Here is a 16,092-nt window from a genome sequence, read left to right on the forward strand (position 1 = left end):
TGACGAGAACCAGCGGAGCGTGACGAGAACCAGCAGAGCGTGACGAGAACCAGCAGAGCGTGACGAGAACCAGCAGAGGGTGACGAGAACCAGCAGAGGGTGACGAGAACCAGCGGAGCGTGACGAGAACCAGCGGAGCGTGACGAGAACCAGCGGAGCGTGACGAAGATGTCATCTTCGTCACCCTCCGCGAAGGCGGAGGGTCCATTCTTTATCATTTTGTGTGTGATTTTCATAATCGCATTATTCGTGTGTTCCCAAGCCTATTGATGAGACTTGATTTTATACCAGAATATAAGGTTCCCTTTTTGGTATGTTGAAATATGCTGATATGAATACATGTTACTGGTTATTCAGTATTGAACTTACCACTCATGGACCCTCCGCCTTCGCGGAGGGTGACGGGAATCAGCGGAGGGTTACGGGAACCAGTGGAGCGTGACGGGAACCAGCAGAGCGTGACGGGAACCAGCAGAGGGTGACGGGAACCAGCGGAGCGTGACGGGAACAAGCGGAGCGTGACGGGAACAAGCGGAGCGTGACGGGAACCAGCAGAGGGTGACGGGAACCAGCAGAGCGTGACGGGAACCAGCAGAGGGTGACGGGAACCAGCAGAGGGTCACGGGAACCAGCGGAGCGTGACGGGAACCAGCGGAGCGTGAGGAGAGATCGCGGTGGGTTTCGGGAAATCACCGTCGGTGGCATATAAAAAATGAGGAGCGTTCAGGAAGAAGTCGAGGTATGTCGAAATCTGAATTGTCAACATACCATAATTTAATCCCTCAGAAATTTAATCCGTCAGATTTTTTAAAGGACATACCACACCCACATCAGCAAATGCTTCAACGACACCGCGCTTGTTGTATTTTCTATCAATAGCAGCCTGAATTACTCCACAGGAAGCGGCTTCAAAATGAGTCCCTGATGTCCAATAGTTCATATTGGCGTCGACCATTACCTGAAAAGCCTGGCGAATTGACCAACCCGTTTTTTGTGATAATAAATAAAATGCCTTGTTAAATACTCCACTGGTTTGATGTACATCCAGTGTGTCATTAAATGACTGAGCATTATCAATTGATTTTCCATCTTTAACCGGATCATCCATAAACCGTAGAGGTGATCCGCCAATAGTCGCCTCTCGGCCAATTGCCCAATCAAATCCATCCCAATACCAAGGGTAATCTTTACGCAAATAGTCCAGCATGGCGATTGAAGCCATATCTGAAAATGCCTCATTAATTCCACCAGACTGTCCTTCATACACAAGATTGGAATGCAATCGAGTAAAATTATGAGTCAACTCATGCGACAGCGTTCCCTGAGCTGGAGCGGTTAACAGTGTATCTCCATCTCCGATAACGATCTGTTGATGGATTAAATACAACCCTTTCACTTTGATGGATGGAACGGCAAAGGCATTATCGAAGTTTTTAAGATGGGTATATGCACGTAAGGGTAAATCATCACCAAGAGGCTTTGCTACCCCATAATATTCTTTATACATATCCATGGTAACTCCAGCAAAATACATGGTGTCATTCACTGAAGAAAAACTGAAATTGGCTGGAGCAGTATCACCATCATTATTATTCACATAATTTGTTTTTTGATTACATGGATAAAAAAAAGTGGGTGGTTTCTTAAATACTTCTACCAGACTCAATACAGGAAACGAACTTTGATCCATGTCTGTTTTCGCTACGTTGATCACTCTGATGTCTGGTGTTTCCACATAGCAATTACCGCCCTTAACGGTTACATCAAATTTTCCCAGAGAAGGAATTCCAGCCTGAACAGTACCGTGCTGAAACAGTCCTGCTCTATAAGGCAATATAAAAACATTTCCTCCCAAACCCTGCCCTATTTTTTTATGAGTCAAGTCATCCCATTGTTTCAGAACGTTCCCCGTATTCGCATCAACAATATAATTTGGCGCCGTTACAAAATGAATTAAATTATTGGTGTACAATGATAAGTGATAGGCAAGATGTGCTTTGTTTTTTGAGTCCAGATAGATTATTTTTTCTATATTTTTATACAAAATCTTATCTGTATTAGTTGCCAACAACTTTGTTTCAATTTCTTCAGCCGTAAATGTTCCTGATGTTTCACGTATATCATCCTCAACTCCAGAAACATCGACTCCTGTCAGATACTCTTCCGCAATGTTTTTTTTATGGAGAATTAATTCGTGCCCCCATACAGGTATATTTTTATAATATATTTGGTAACGAATATGATTAGAAATGGAATTAGAATCCTTTTCTATTGGGTTTATCTGATAGTTTAATTGTTTTACCGGAACTGTTGACCTCAGTAATCCCGATTTATCCGATACTGCAGCATGGTATTTAGATAAAATTTGATGTCCATTTCCCCAAATCAACTGTTCTGAGGCCGCTTGTGTATTTGCAGTAAATAAATTGATGACTAATAACGAAATTATCCGTATTTTCATGACATCTTCCTAATTGATTATTACAGAGCTAAATCCTTTAGCACCTAACGTCTCTCTCAAGGGATGAATGGTTTTTTATGAAAAAAATTCTCCTTCAGGGAATGTATGAGAGTAAATACTCCCAGAAAAGCATCACATCAATCAAATAGTCCGTCAATACAATAATGAGCTACAGACCTTATTTTTTTCACCAGGGGTAGAAAGCGATTGATGTATGTATTGACACACTGCATCTGCCATGAAACCAGATGATTCAGCTTCTTTTCTAAACCACAGTTCAGGCTCTATCATCTCCAATTCAGATAAACACAATTCATTATTATTATCCCACATCACATCAGCACGAGCATAAACAGGTAACTCATCGCATTGAGCAATGACCCGTTCAACAAAGTCTATTTCCTCCTTTGAAGCAGTATAAGAATGTAATGTCCCTCCAAAATCATCCTGGACTCTAAAATCTCCGACTTTTGCTTTTTTCAAAACTGAATGGCTGTACTTTCCACCAAAAACCATAAAAGAAACTTCGCCTCTGGATACAATCTGGCTTTGAAACTCTTGCAAGAGCATGGCTTCATCAGCAATCAATTTCTGAAAGATGGGTTCATATTCATCGACATTGGATTTATCAAAAAGGTAAGTATGACGTGCGGCACCTGCTATTGCTGGTTTTAAAATGGCTTTAGCCCAACCAGTTTGTTGCAGTAGACGTTTTAATGGGGTTACATTTCCCTTTTCTAGAAAAATGGTTGGAGGAATATTAATTCCTCTGCTGTGCAAAATGCCGAGGTAATGTTTGTCCATGTTCCATCGAATGACTGAATAGGGATTGATGAATTTTATATTCCTGGACTTCGTGTTCAACCACTGATGAAATTCCGCGAATCGATGAAAATAATCCCAAGTAGCCCTGAATAATGCAAACTGGCTATTGTCCCAATCAAAATCAGAATTATCCCAAAAGGTTCGCGTAACGCGTAGCCCTCTTTGTTCGAGCGCTTCAGTTAATAGTCTGTCTTCAGTGAGGACATTATTAATATAAGGAGTTATTTCAACAGGATCAACGTACTCTTTTTGAGTCAGCAAGACAATATCATAAGCACTGGCAGTCATTTAACAAAATCCATTTAGAAAAAAGTTAGCATAACCATCTTTTAAACCTAAATCCATACTCAACAAAGATATCTCAAAGCCTCGTTCTTTAAATGTCAATTAAACTAATTAAAAAGCACACTGTTTAACCGATTAAAAAATATGATAAGATATTTTTTTAAATTCCGGGAGTGAATCATGTTTCATAATGCTATAGTCAGAACCCCATCGGCGTCACTGATTCATGGTTTAACAACCTCTGCGACATTGGGAGTCCCTGATTATGACTTAGCGCTTATTCAACATCAAAACTACATCACTGCTTTAGCTCAATGTGGACTTGAAGTCACCGTACTTCCTCCGATTGATCACTTCCCGGACAGTTGTTTTGTTGAAGATGTTGCTTTGTTAACACATCAAGGCGCGTTTCTTACCCGACCAGGAGCTTTATCGAGGCAAGGAGAAGTCAAAGAAATAGAACAAACCATCCAGGCCTTTTACAAAGGTACCAGTGTTCGGATTGCAGCTCCTGGTACAATTGAAGCGGGTGATGTACTCAATGTGAATAACCATTTCTATATCGGCCTGTCAGCCAGAACCAATGAAGATGGCGCCAGTCAAATGATTCATGAGCTGACACAACGAGGGTATTCAGCTTCCACCATACAATTAAATGAGTTTCTACATCTAAAAACCGGTGTGAGTTACCTGGATCAGGGTTATTTGCTGGTCAGTGGTGAATTAGTGAATCATCCTGCCTTCAATCATTTAAAACAGATCATCGTAGATCCGGATGAGTCTTATGCCGCTAATTGCATCATGATTAATGGGACGGTTCTATTGGCTAAAGGCTATCCTAAAACTAAAGAACAAATCAGTGCGCTGGGATTTCCCTGTATTGAAATTGACGTCAGTGAATTCAAAAAAATTGATGGTGGCTTAAGCTGTTTGTCTTTGAGATTTTAATGAAGAAAAGATTATCTGTTCTTAGCCTGACTCTGATCACCGTATGTTCTGTAGATAGCATACGCAATTTGCCAGCCGCCGCCTTAGCTGGCAGTCAATTAGTGAATTACTTTATTCTGGCTTTAATTTTCTTCTTAATTCCCTGCGCTGTTGTATCGATGTGGTTTTCAAATCAATCACAACAAGGTGTTTATGGTTGGGTTAAAAAGGGACTGGGTAAACGTTCGGCTTTTTTAGCCATATGGTTTCAATGCATTCAAAATGTATTGATATATCCTACTTTATTGAGCTTTATTGCAGGTACTTTGCTCTACAGCGTTTCCCCCGATTTGGTTGATAATAAAACCATACTTTTTATCATTATTATTTCGCTTATCTGGGTATTAACATGGATTAATTTAAAGGGAATTCAACTCTCCAGTCGATTTAACTCATTTTGTTCCATCACGGGATTATTGGTTCCTTTCAGTATCATCATCATTATGGGATTGTATTGGTGGTTAACACAAACACATCCTCAACAAACCATTCTTCCTCAGAATACCTCTTACTCCTGGACCTCCTTAACGGCAATAATTCTTTCATTTTGCGGCATAGAATTAGCGGCCGTTCATGCTGAAGACAGTAAACCAGGAGCGTTTCCCAAAGCGGTATTTATTTCAGTTTTTGTGGTATTCCTTTCCATGCTGTTCGGCTCGATCATACTGGCGATGATCATTCCACCACAACAATTGAGTTTCATCAGCAGTATTCCCCAATTAATTCAACTGTTTTTTACTAAAATGCAGTGTGGCAAACTGGCAGTTATCATCAATGGGCTTATTGCCATAGGCTGCATAGGCGCGGCGAACAATTGGCTGATTGCACCAATCAAAGGCTTGGGATTTGCTGCAGGAGAAGGTTTCCTGGATAGTAGACTTACAGAGGTTAATAACAATAAAGCGCCAGCGAGATTGTTGATCATCCAGGCTGTTTGTGTCTCGATTATCAGTACTTTATTTTTAATTGTTCCTTCTCTGAACGCGTCATACTGGATCATGCTCAATGCGGCGACTCAGGTTAATTTACTGATGTATTTGTTACTTTTTATCAGCGCAATTAAACTGGTCATTACAAAAGAACTATCCTCGCAAATAAAAATAATTGGTTCAGCTGGTTTTGGATTGTTCGGAGTGATAATAACCCTTATTGTTAGTCTCACACCACCGCCATCATTACAGTTTCAATCTCAATTCATCTATGCGCTCTCTGGCGGGTTATTTTTAATACTCATCATTTTAATCCCTGTCTGGACACAAAGAAAAAAATTCGGTCTGCTTGAAGCATGAAAAACACAGATTATTCGTCATCCTGAGCGCAGTGAAGGATCTCCCGATACGGGCATTGTTCCACATTCAGGAGATCCCTCATTACATTCGGAATGACGTTTCCAACTCCACGATTTTCGTCATCCTGAACGCAGTGAAGGATCTCCAAATACTGGCACAGCGCCACATTCAGAAAACCACTCTATTTATTGGTGATGACGTTTACGGGGTTGTTGAGAACTTACCATTAATTCCAAATGCATCATCTATAATATAATTAATACATTAAATACTGCATCTCACGGAGCTACGATGAAAATATCACGGACTATGATGGACAAAGCAGTAGATGCCCATATCCTCACCAAGGAGCAATCAGATAAATTATTCGAATTCGTAAAAAATCTTCCCGAACAAAGTCCCGGATTTAACCTGACTAATGTGTTGTATTATTTTGGCGGTCTCATAGCGATTGGAGCCATGACCTTGTTCATGAACTTGGGCTGGGAAATGTATGGAGGCTGGGGAATTTTATTTTTATCTGTATCCTATGCCATTCTGGGCATTGCTTTAACCCATTCTTTGGATGAAAAAGGATATTTTATACCTGCCGGTATTTGCGCTACTTTTGTCATCTGTCTTACTCCCCTGGCTATTTATGGTTTACAACAAGGTATGGGATGGTGGCCTGATAATAGCGTTTATCATGATTACAATATGTATATTAAATGGAACTGGATTTTTATGGAGCTGGGTACTTTGGCTGTTGGTGTTATTTTGGCCTGGATATACCGCTACCCTTTTATGATCATGCCCATAGCTGTCACTCTCTGGTATATGTCAATGGATCTGACCAGTATGATTGGTGGGGAACATTATACTTATGAGCTCAGCGCCATGGTCTCTATGTATTTTGGGATTATTTCTGTATTAATCGCATTTTGGGTAGATGTGCGATCCAGTCAAACGGCAGACTATGCGTTCTGGCTTTATATTTTTGGAGTTATGACCTTCTGGGGTGGACTTACCTGCCAACACTCAGACAGTGAGTTGTCAAAATTTTTATATATGTGCATCAATGTACTCATGATTCTAATTGGCGTCATACTCAGCAGAAAAGTGTTCGTTATTTTTGGAGCGTTAGGATTCTGTTTTTATTTAGGATATCTTGCCTTTCAAGTATTTAATTTGAGTTACTTATTTCCAGTTGCCTTAACTGCAATCGGATTTGGAATTATCTATTTAGGTATTTTGTGGCAAAAAAATGAAAAAATATTGACTCATAAAATAAGAACCATACTTCCAAAACCGATTCAGGATCTACTAGAGGCAAGAGATGATAATGAATAAAACATCACCTGAGCCAATTAAATTTAAGAATTTTGCAGAATTCTATCCTTTCTATCTGAGTCAACACCAGAATCCGGTGTGTAAAGCCCTTCATTACACCGGCACTTCTTTATTTATACTGTGTCTTATCATTTTTTTAATCACTTCAAATATTATATGGCTTATTGTAGGTCCACTATCAGGTTATGGATTGGCCTGGATTGGCCATTTTGTATTTGAACACAACAAACCAGCCACCTTTCAACACCCTGTCTATAGTCTCATGGCTGATTTCGTTCTATTTAAAGAGTTCCTCTTCTCCAAAAATAAATAGTGATAAATTACTTGCCAGCTATTTACATTCACATCCTTCCAAGTAGATGATAGATCTGTTCTATATTATTTCAATTCAAAAGGATTTGTGAGGAGTAATTATGTTAACGATTTCAATGGCGAAGTGTCTTAATGCAACAAAAAATGGTTCGTTCAAAACTTCCGATCTAAAACTGGCTTCTCCCTTAACTTATGATGATATGGTTTTTTTATCTGAATATTTAAGAATTACACCGCTTACTGAACTTGATCTGTCTATGGATGTAACGGTAGAAAACGTCAGTGGATTAAGTGAATTAAGCAAAGTGGTCAATCAAAATACTCAGTTGACCAAGCTTAAGTTCACTGTAGAAGGCACTGAATTTCATCTAAGATCCCGAGATAATCTGATACTTAGTATTTTAAATTATTTTAGTAACAACCAAGTAAGAACGATGAACGGTATGGTCTATGATGCACTGGTCACTATGGTGAAGGACAAACCATTGCTTGAAAAACTATCTGTTAATTTAGAGTTAATCGAGACATCGGCAAGTACTAGTCAATGTTATAAATTCGCTAAAAATATACAAAAATCCCCTCTTAAATTTTTGGATTTAAACTTTGCAGTTGATAAAAATGCACAGCTACCAATTCTGAATAAAAAAATTCCAAATACTACTTTGGTTGATTTAAAGTTGCAGGGAATGTCGTATGGCAAAGATATTGTACAGTACCTGCAAAATACTCACTCGCTCCGAGTCTTGCTACTGGATGACATGGTATTTGACGCAAGCGATATCCCATTATTGGAAACTGTATTTAAATCAAATACACACTTGACGCTACTGGCATTGTCTAATACGAATATTGGTCAAATTGCCAGTCCTCAGCTCGTTAACTCCCTCAAATACTGTAGTAAACTGGCTTATCTGGATTTATCAAAAAACAATCTGAGTCGTTTGAATATTGATGATTTATGCGTCTATCTGGCTGATGATCCCGAAAATCTTATTGAGCTTGATCTGACTCATAATACGTATATGGCCAGTGATGCTAAAAAACTGGCTGAAGTTTTGGCCAAAAATAACACGATTCAGAAATTGATTATTGATTACAATTATATTGAAAACGAAGGATTGCAATCAATCATCGATTTACTCAAAACCAACAGGCAAATTACTTCCATCAGTATGTCGCATAATTGCAGATACGCTCTTTCAAATGAAACCATCAATGCTCTTTGTACTTTTTTACAAGATCCTGAATGTCAATTGGAGGAGCTTGGATTTGTTCAGAAAACCAATATTGAACAATTCAAGATGCTGGGGGACGCGATAATGGCCAACTCAAGCCTGGTTTCTGTTAATCTTAATTTCCATTTGGACACCATATTTGGAATCATTTATAAAATCCAAATTCAGGAGCATATCGATGGACTGCAACCTCTGATTGCTAAATTCTATGAACAGATTAATACGACTCCTCAGAAGCCACTACTTGACAATAAAGCATCTAATCAAATAACTATCAACCAGGAAGATGGCTTTGTTGCAAATCAAAACGCGGATATAAAGGATGAACATTTAGAAAGTGAGCAGTCTTCATTACAATTAAGCTAAACACGTGGTTTTCTGATAGGGTTAATTGTCAGGACCATTCTCTGCATGCGGCACATCAAGCTGGAGAAAATGTCAAAAGCGTAGAGGGTTCGAGAATAAACCACTACGCAGGATTTACTATCCAGCAGATGGTTAAATTCTCATTTTCTTAGAACTTCAGTATTAAGTTAGACGATGTCGGATTTGTAACGCAATAGCCCAAAGATCCTATAAACGAATAAATATTTTTTTCTTATATAAAAAAGAAACCACCAGAAAATTAATAAATAAGAACAGAATTGAATAAAATAATGCAGCATTTGGATTGCTGTAACTACCAAACCAATATTCTGTAAGCATGGCTTTCATATTACCTTTGCTGCCATCATTTAAAGTAAAATAAAAAACAAACTGCAGCTTTAACAAAATAACATGAAAAGTAAAAGCAAATAACGCATTCATACCAAATATTTTAAATGGTAGTGACCAACGCTTATAATTTAAAATATCGATAAACAAATAACATAATGCAAATACGATAAGAGCAAAACCACTGGTCCATAAAACAAATGAACTGGTCCATAAATTTTTATTAATTGGAAAACTGTAACTCCAGGACCAACCCAACAGTATAGAAATAATGCCAAGCATCATCATCAAGTAAAATTTCTTTTGATTGGACATTGAAGCGAGCAACAAATTACCCGTTAAGACTCCAGATAAAGTGGTCGCTATTGATGGGATCGTGCTAAACAAACCTTCTGGATCATAAACCTTTCCTAACAGGTGTGCACTTGAAAAGATCATTTGATCAACATAGGAAACCCAATTACCTTCTACTGTTAGTTGATTAGCCCCAAATCCGGGTACGGGTACCTGAGTCATCATAAGCCAATAACCCCATAAAATTGCGAGGAAAATCAGCATTTGCGTTTTGGTACTGGTTTTTAAATAAATCATACTGCTGACCAGATAGCAGAATGCAATTCGCTGTAAAATGCCATAAAACCGAAGAGAACTTAAATAAATATGCGTAGGAAAAATATTTAAAAACAACCCCAGGGCAAACAGTAAAAGACTGCGCCGCACTATAGCTCCATACACATTATCATCCTGATTCGCTCTATTCCTGTTTAGACTAATAACACTGGTTAAACCAACAATAAATAGAAAAGAAGGAAACACTACATCCGCCAAAGTACACCCATTCCATGATGCATGCTCAAGGATTGGGTAGGGATATTGATTTCCCTGACTGTTCACTAAAATCATCAATATAATCGTTAGACCACGAAAAACATCCAGAGATGCAATTCGCTGTGTTGAGTTTGATATGACCGTCATAAGCTCTCGATATAGTTCAATCAAAAATAGTTACGCATTTAAACATTCAATATTTTAAGTTGTGTTGACAATTCATCAAACTACTCCCAACGTCCCGCGACTTGTTCGCGGGATCCAAAGATTCAGAACCGATAACGAACATAATGTATTCGTCAAGATCGAATCAGAATTGTAAACACATCCTAGTCTGTTTAAGAGAGTCCTAGTACACTTAATATCCCTTATTAAAAATTACCTTTGGTTCGACCTTAGGTTTTTTCATAAGTCCCATGCGTGTTAAAAAAGAATAGATTAGCACTATAAAGATCAGATAAAAAGCCAGGATTAAAAGAGCCGGAATTTAATTTCAAAATACTATATAAAAAACGAAATGAACCTTGTATGTTAGGATTAACTATAATTTTGATTTAGCCGCATGTTTAATAAAAAAGAACGTACCCTACTCTTTGCTAATAATCTCTGGTATTTATCCGAGGGAATGTTAGGACCACTCTTTGGAATTTTCTGTGCTAAATTTCAATCGTCCCCATTGGATATTTCCTGGGTATGGGCACTCTATTTAATTTCAGTAGGGATAGTAGTCATAGCTTTAGGTTATGTGTCTGATTTTATTTATAAAGAAAAACTGTTAATTGTTGGATATGCACTTCAAACTATTTTTACTTTTTGTTATATCTTTGTGAGTACAAAACATCAATTAGCTCTATTACAAATTGGATTGGGAATATCAGGAGGACTATCTACAACAACCTGGTATGCCTTGTATGCTCGCTGCGAAGACAAAACACACGAAGGACTAACCTGGGGTTTGGCAAATGGACTGGCAAGTATCTATACAGGTATTGCGCTGCTTTGTGGGGGATTGATCATAGCGAACAGCTCATTCGAAATGTTGTTTACTATTATGGGATTTATTCAACTCATCGCTACAATTTATGTAAGCAGGCTTATTTATCTGGAAAAACCTAAGATTATTCGTCGTTTCAACCTGAATAAATTACTTAAAAAGTACACACCGACTCAATAGAAATAATAGAACACTCCCGTAGTTCAAAATAGCTTAATAAACAAGCAAGTTACCTTTCAGCTGCTCTTGCAAAGTTACTCCAATATGATAAGGTGCAAATTCGTTTTACATACATATTTAAGGATTAATATGCCCCAATGGTTAACAGATTGTTTAGGCGCTATGGCGATGAACCCCTATACCTCAACTACCGGTCATCGTAATGCAGAACGAGTAAATGCTGGAGCTCAGCTGATATCATACACCTTTCAGAAGCAACCCTATGCCGTTATAGCAACTAAATTAGGACAATGCATCACTTCATTCTATTCCCTGTTTCGTGCTGACACAAAAGTTCCTGAAAAAGTAATCCATCTTTTACAATTAGCCATTGCAGGCGCAGAACTAGGGCTTCAAACCGCGCTACTCTTTAATGGCACAACCTGTGGATTATCTTCCCATAGAGATCTGTGTTTGGCTTCATTGTATTTGGAAGTGTTATATAATGGTACCTTGGGTGTAGGCTGGTTTCCGAGCGAGTTTTCCAAACAACCTTACGATCCATTACCTGCGCCTGCAGTATAATCATTATCCAAAAGAATGACTTTTAGTCATTTTTATCATTAAAAAATGAATATCATTTGTAGCAGAGTTTGTTGTCAATTCACTTGTTTAATTACCCGAGAACGCTTACGTACCGCGCTATTCTGGATGGCGCGGACAAGACCGGAGGGTTCCTCACTTTTTTAAAAATGCACAATAATTAATCTTGATATACAATTTTTTTAAGATCGTCATCCTCGCGAAGGCGGGGATCCACGCAACGCTGTGGTATTGTGTTAAATTTTAGTATGGATCCCCGCCTTCGCGAGGATGACGTATAAAAAAGTGCGGATCGTTAGGAACAAGCCCCGCCACATATGGAATATAGAGCACGTATCAACAGCCCCTAACGAAGTACTCCAGAATAATTCATTACCAACTCAAAAATGGATAATCGAAGCCCAATTGCAATCAACAAAAATTGACTAAATTGACTTTATTTTGTATTATGCGACCCTTTCTTATATAGATTAAGGATTAAATCGTTGTATATTATGCTTAACGTTGTAAGTCTTGGTACTTGCGCTCAAATTTATGCTCAAGCTGCGGTGAATGAACCTTTATTCAATGATATGGAAATGGTTAAAATATGGCATAACAAAGACGAACGCAGCCTGGGTCCCGGCACCTTACCGAAGCACCAATACGATAATGATAATTGTGTTACATTTGAAAGTACGGTACCGTTTGTTACGTTTTGTGAAGAATTTTCTAATTCCGAATACAATAATCCAGACTTTTATCACCTATTGACTCATAATTGTGCTAATGGAGCACGGGTCGCACTACAATTGGCCGGCATTAAACTGGATTTACCTCTGATACAATTTGGACGATTTTTTGAGCCTTCCTGCATTTTAAGAATTCCGGGTATTACTTTGACGCCACTAACCCTGTTTGAAGCCGCGAGACATTATAAAGTTCAGCAACTACAAAGCAGTGCTCTAGCCACTCATTTTAACAGACTGGTTGATCAATTAAACTCGCAGATTATTTTACAGACAAATCCCCAAATACGGGTTCAAACGCAAACCATTGTTGATGAATCAATCCGACGCGTCATTAAACGTCCTCACCGTTTAAAAATGTGCACTGACGTGCTGAATGCGACTCAAAGCTTTCTTACAAAAGATTCAGATAAGGCCGATTACAAAAACTATCTTCAACAATCGTCCTTTTTTAGACATCGGATAAAACCACTTCCAGCGGTCTATTTTGGTCGAGCAATAGATACACTTGCTTTTCTTGAAATGACTCGGTGGGTCATGTTTTTTGCAATGATTGAACCGAAGTTTGGTTATATTATTGACCTTATAGCCTTTTTACTAACAATTAAAGGCATCTATTCGCTTGTTCAGGACATTCAGAATCATACAGGAGCCATGTCTAAACCGACTCAATTATCTTCTGCAATGGTTGAGTTTGTTAAAACGATTTCAGAGCACTCAATCGAGTTCGATGAAGAAAATGAACGTTTCAATGTGAGTCGATCCTATGCTAGTACAGCGATCCTCCCAATTGAAAGCCCTATGCTATAATATCGATCTGAATCGTCGATGAAAATAAAAGGGTGTGTTGACAATTCAACAATTTATTCCCAACGTCGCGGGAGTTCGAAATCGGAATTGTCAACAAACCCTAGAGGGACAGCGGTCGTCAGCCATTTGTTTCTTTAAATCACCAAGCTTTTTTATGTATCCATCAGAATATGAATGTCACGCGCATCAGATAAACCATGATCATCTACAACTCGTACTACATATTTGCCTGGCTTCGCATCCCAAAGATAGGTTTGTCCCGCTTTGGTCTTGGCAACAAAAGTTTCATTAATAAACCAGTACAAATGAGCGATACCTGCATCGCTAACTGCTGACAAGGGGATTTTATTATTTAATTGCGAATTGGCTCGAATCACATAACTGATTCCAGCCTGGGGTGATGTGATCTGCGGATTAATTCCAGAGTTACCGGATAATGCACAATCTGCTTCAAAAAATGGAGGGGTACGACGTTGTATGCCTGCACGCTTATAAATTTTTAATAAATCAGATGGCCAGAATTCAAATATTTCAAAGCGCGTATTTTCATCTATATGACAGGTACGCAACCCGGTTCTGTTATTAATAGCCACTTCTCTAAAAATTGTATCAGTTTTAATCGGTGATTTCCCCGGAATGAACCAGGTCCACTCCGTATCGAGACAATAACGTGTAGGTAACATCCCTGATGCTTTACACACTTCTACTTTCTCAAGATTCATCGAAGCCGTATTTTTAGTAATGGCAGATAAAGGACCACGCTCATGCTTGATTGCATCAATTAACTCAAAAAATAATGGTGCAGCTATGTCCTTACCTACAAATGCCGGATTGGCTTTATTATCAAAATTACCAATCCATACGGCCAGGACATAAGGTCCAAAAGTACCGACAGCCCAAGCATCCCTATACCCCGATGAGGTACCTGTTTTCCATGATACAGGAAGATGTTGAGCAGATTTATTGCCAAAATCACTGTGAGGAGTACTTTTTAACATATCCAAAACCAGAAAACTTGCTTCAGGACTTAATAATCTACGACCAGAACCTTTATTTTCATCATGGTAAAACCGTATTGGATACCATACCCCATCATTAACGAGCATGGCATAAAGCCCTACCAGCTCTCTCATAGTCAATTCGACACCACCAAGATTAAGTGATAAACCGTAATAAGACTCCGGCTTTAAATGACTTACCTGCGCTTTTTCTAATAATTGATGTAAAGTCGGATTGGTTAATTGACTGGATAGATAAACTGCAGGAATGTTGCGGCTTAATACAAGGGCATCTTTCGCTTTAACTGGCCCCATGAAATCATAATCGAAATTTTCCGGATTATATCCATTAAAACTGTGAGGAACATCTTTTAAAACGGTATCAGGATGAATTAATCCTTGATCTAAAGCCAAGCCGTAAATAAAGGGTTTTAATGTGGAGCCTGGCGAACGTTTAATGTCGATCCCGTTGATCTGTCCACTAATATTTTTGTTAAAAAAATCAGCTGATCCCAGCAAACCTTTCACGGTCATATCCCGTGTATCGACTAATAATACAGAGGCATTATAAGCGCCGATTGATTTTTTCCGCGCCAGGTAGTTTTTGGTAATTCGATTGATAATGACCTGTACTCTTGAGTCTAGAGATGTATCAATACTTTGTTGATGTATTGACGGATCACTCAATACCATATTTACAAAATGTGGGGCACTGAATGGCAAATTACTTATCTGATGCATCACCAGGGGCAGACCAAAAGTTTCCCTTTTATTAGCATCCTCAGGGTGTTTGACCAACCATCGGGCATATAAATGATCCCGAATTGTTTTCAAGCTTTTATTATCAGGTGTTCTTTTCCCTGGATTCTGAGGGATAATACTTAATGTCAATGCGTCAGGCAGACTGAGTTTGTTTACTGACTTATTGAAATAAACCAGACTGGCCGCCCCTACTCCTTCTATGTTCCCTCCATAAGGAGCCAGATTCAAATAAGCTTCGAGCAGCTCATCCTTACTGTAGTTCATTTCCAGTTGCAATGCCCTGTATATTTGCATTAACTTACCTGAAATAGTCCTGGAGTTGATTCCAAAACGCATTCGAGCTACCTGCATGGTTATCGTTGAAGCGCCAACTCGACGCGATTGAACACCATAAGTCTGCCAAACAGCCTTGAACAATGAGAACGGATTAATACCAGGGTGCCAGCGAAAATACTGATCTTCCTGTAATAAAGTAGCCTCAACTAATTCACTGGAGATATCGGACAAGGGAGTAAACAGACGATATTTATCATCCTTGCTCAACGTTAACCTCAATAATTGATGGTGATCATCGTACACTGCATTTGAAAAACTGATTCCATCAAGTAATAAAGGCTTGGGTGAAAAAAATAATATCAAATAGCCACTGACAAACAGTGAAACTAAGATTATGCTTATAATTTTGATTATTTTTTTCATAATTGATATTGTGCATTTTAAAGGTTGAATTATAATCAATTTTTATATCGATTACACGAAATAGAACTGCATTG

The 16,092-nt window shown here is 38.6% G+C and carries 12 protein-coding genes; 8 read left to right on the top strand and 4 right to left on the bottom strand.

The genetic code is table 11. The features are described 5' to 3' along the window. Nucleotides 1-790 precede the first annotated feature (790 nt). Together Lqua_RS06395 and Lqua_RS06400 are read right to left on the bottom strand one after the other, a co-directional pair. Nucleotides 791-2,461: a M4 family metallopeptidase gene (locus tag Lqua_RS06395; RefSeq protein ID WP_058473443.1), complete on the bottom strand. Its 1,671-nt coding sequence runs from the start codon at nt 2,459-2,461 to the stop codon at nt 791-793. A 153-nt stretch (nt 2,462-2,614) separates the two neighbouring features. Further along, nucleotides 2,615-3,574, bottom strand: coding sequence for an ATP-grasp domain-containing protein (locus tag Lqua_RS06400; RefSeq protein ID WP_058473444.1), 960 nt, complete (start codon nt 3,572-3,574; stop codon nt 2,615-2,617). A 177-nt stretch (nt 3,575-3,751) separates the two neighbouring features. On the opposite strand from Lqua_RS06400, the gene Lqua_RS06405 reads away from it, so the two are divergent. The 5 genes from Lqua_RS06405 to Lqua_RS06425 all read left to right on the top strand — a co-directional run bounded on the left by Lqua_RS06405 (nt 3,752) and on the right by Lqua_RS06425 (nt 9,089). Further along, nucleotides 3,752-4,519 carry a dimethylarginine dimethylaminohydrolase family protein gene (locus Lqua_RS06405; RefSeq protein WP_058473445.1) on the top strand — a complete coding sequence of 256 codons (768 nt, stop codon included), beginning with the start codon at nt 3,752-3,754 and terminating at the stop codon, nt 4,517-4,519. After that, nucleotides 4,519-5,847: an APC family permease gene (locus tag Lqua_RS06410; protein ID WP_058473446.1), complete on the top strand. Its 1,329-nt coding sequence runs from the start codon at nt 4,519-4,521 to the stop codon at nt 5,845-5,847. The genes Lqua_RS06405 and Lqua_RS06410 overlap by 1 nt, the downstream gene beginning before the upstream one ends. Nucleotides 5,848-6,138: 291 nt before the next feature. Further along, nucleotides 6,139-7,176 (top strand): hypothetical protein, encoded by a 1,038-nt coding sequence (locus tag Lqua_RS06415; RefSeq protein WP_058473447.1) that lies wholly within the window; start codon nt 6,139-6,141, stop codon nt 7,174-7,176. Then, nucleotides 7,169-7,489 (top strand): Mpo1-like protein, encoded by a 321-nt coding sequence (locus tag Lqua_RS06420; RefSeq protein WP_058473448.1) that lies wholly within the window; start codon nt 7,169-7,171, stop codon nt 7,487-7,489. Before Lqua_RS06415 ends, Lqua_RS06420 begins: the two co-directional genes overlap by 8 nt. 100 nt (nt 7,490-7,589) lie before the next feature. Further along, nucleotides 7,590-9,089: a leucine-rich repeat domain-containing protein gene (locus Lqua_RS06425; protein WP_058473449.1), complete on the top strand. Its 1,500-nt coding sequence runs from the start codon at nt 7,590-7,592 to the stop codon at nt 9,087-9,089. 207 nt (nt 9,090-9,296) lie between these two features. On the opposite strand, the gene Lqua_RS06430 is transcribed toward Lqua_RS06425, so the two are convergent. Then, nucleotides 9,297-10,412, bottom strand: a complete 1,116-nt coding sequence (locus Lqua_RS06430) for an acyltransferase family protein (protein ID WP_058473450.1) — start codon at nt 10,410-10,412, stop codon at nt 9,297-9,299. Nucleotides 10,413-10,827: 415 nt separating this feature from the next. On the opposite strand from Lqua_RS06430, the gene Lqua_RS06435 reads away from it, so the two are divergent. The 3 genes from Lqua_RS06435 (at nt 10,828) to Lqua_RS06445 (ending at nt 13,559) form a co-directional block, all read left to right on the top strand. After that, on the top strand, nt 10,828-11,439 hold the full coding sequence (locus Lqua_RS06435; protein WP_058473451.1) for an MFS transporter: 612 nt from the start codon (nt 10,828-10,830) through the stop codon (nt 11,437-11,439). A 129-nt stretch (nt 11,440-11,568) separates the two neighbouring features. Next, a complete protein-coding gene (locus Lqua_RS06440) occupies nt 11,569-12,003 on the top strand; it encodes a hypothetical protein (protein WP_058473452.1) in 435 nt (144 codons plus the stop codon). Nucleotides 12,004-12,506: 503 nt separating this feature from the next. Further along, nucleotides 12,507-13,559 carry a hypothetical protein gene (locus Lqua_RS06445; protein WP_133141109.1) on the top strand — a complete coding sequence of 351 codons (1,053 nt, stop codon included), beginning with the start codon at nt 12,507-12,509 and terminating at the stop codon, nt 13,557-13,559. A gap of 152 nt (nt 13,560-13,711) precedes the next feature. Here Lqua_RS06445 and pbpC read toward each other — a convergent pair whose 3' ends face one another. Beyond that, entirely contained in the window at nt 13,712-16,018 is a 2,307-nt protein-coding gene (pbpC, locus tag Lqua_RS06450; RefSeq protein ID WP_058473454.1) for a penicillin-binding protein 1C, read from the bottom strand. Nucleotides 16,019-16,092: the final 74 nt, after the last annotated feature.

It is taken from the genome of Legionella quateirensis (assembly GCF_001467955.1).
In the GTDB taxonomy this organism is placed as follows: domain Bacteria; phylum Pseudomonadota; class Gammaproteobacteria; order Legionellales; family Legionellaceae; genus Legionella; species Legionella quateirensis.

Coding starts and splice junctions, on each gene's coding strand:
- Lqua_RS06430 (WP_058473450.1), bottom strand. CDS start 10,412: ATGACGGTCATATCAAACTCAACACAGCGAATTGCATCTCTGGATGTT.
- Lqua_RS06420 (WP_058473448.1), top strand. CDS start 7,169: ATGAATAAAACATCACCTGAGCCAATTAAATTTAAGAATTTTGCAGAA.
- Lqua_RS06400 (WP_058473444.1), bottom strand. CDS start 3,574: ATGACTGCCAGTGCTTATGATATTGTCTTGCTGACTCAAAAAGAGTAC.
- Lqua_RS06405 (WP_058473445.1), top strand. CDS start 3,752: ATGTTTCATAATGCTATAGTCAGAACCCCATCGGCGTCACTGATTCAT.
- Lqua_RS06425 (WP_058473449.1), top strand. CDS start 7,590: ATGTTAACGATTTCAATGGCGAAGTGTCTTAATGCAACAAAAAATGGT.
- Lqua_RS06440 (WP_058473452.1), top strand. CDS start 11,569: ATGCCCCAATGGTTAACAGATTGTTTAGGCGCTATGGCGATGAACCCC.
- pbpC (WP_058473454.1), bottom strand. CDS start 16,018: ATGAAAAAAATAATCAAAATTATAAGCATAATCTTAGTTTCACTGTTT.
- Lqua_RS06415 (WP_058473447.1), top strand. CDS start 6,139: ATGAAAATATCACGGACTATGATGGACAAAGCAGTAGATGCCCATATC.
- Lqua_RS06435 (WP_058473451.1), top strand. CDS start 10,828: ATGTTTAATAAAAAAGAACGTACCCTACTCTTTGCTAATAATCTCTGG.
- Lqua_RS06395 (WP_058473443.1), bottom strand. CDS start 2,461: ATGAAAATACGGATAATTTCGTTATTAGTCATCAATTTATTTACTGCA.
- Lqua_RS06410 (WP_058473446.1), top strand. CDS start 4,519: ATGAAGAAAAGATTATCTGTTCTTAGCCTGACTCTGATCACCGTATGT.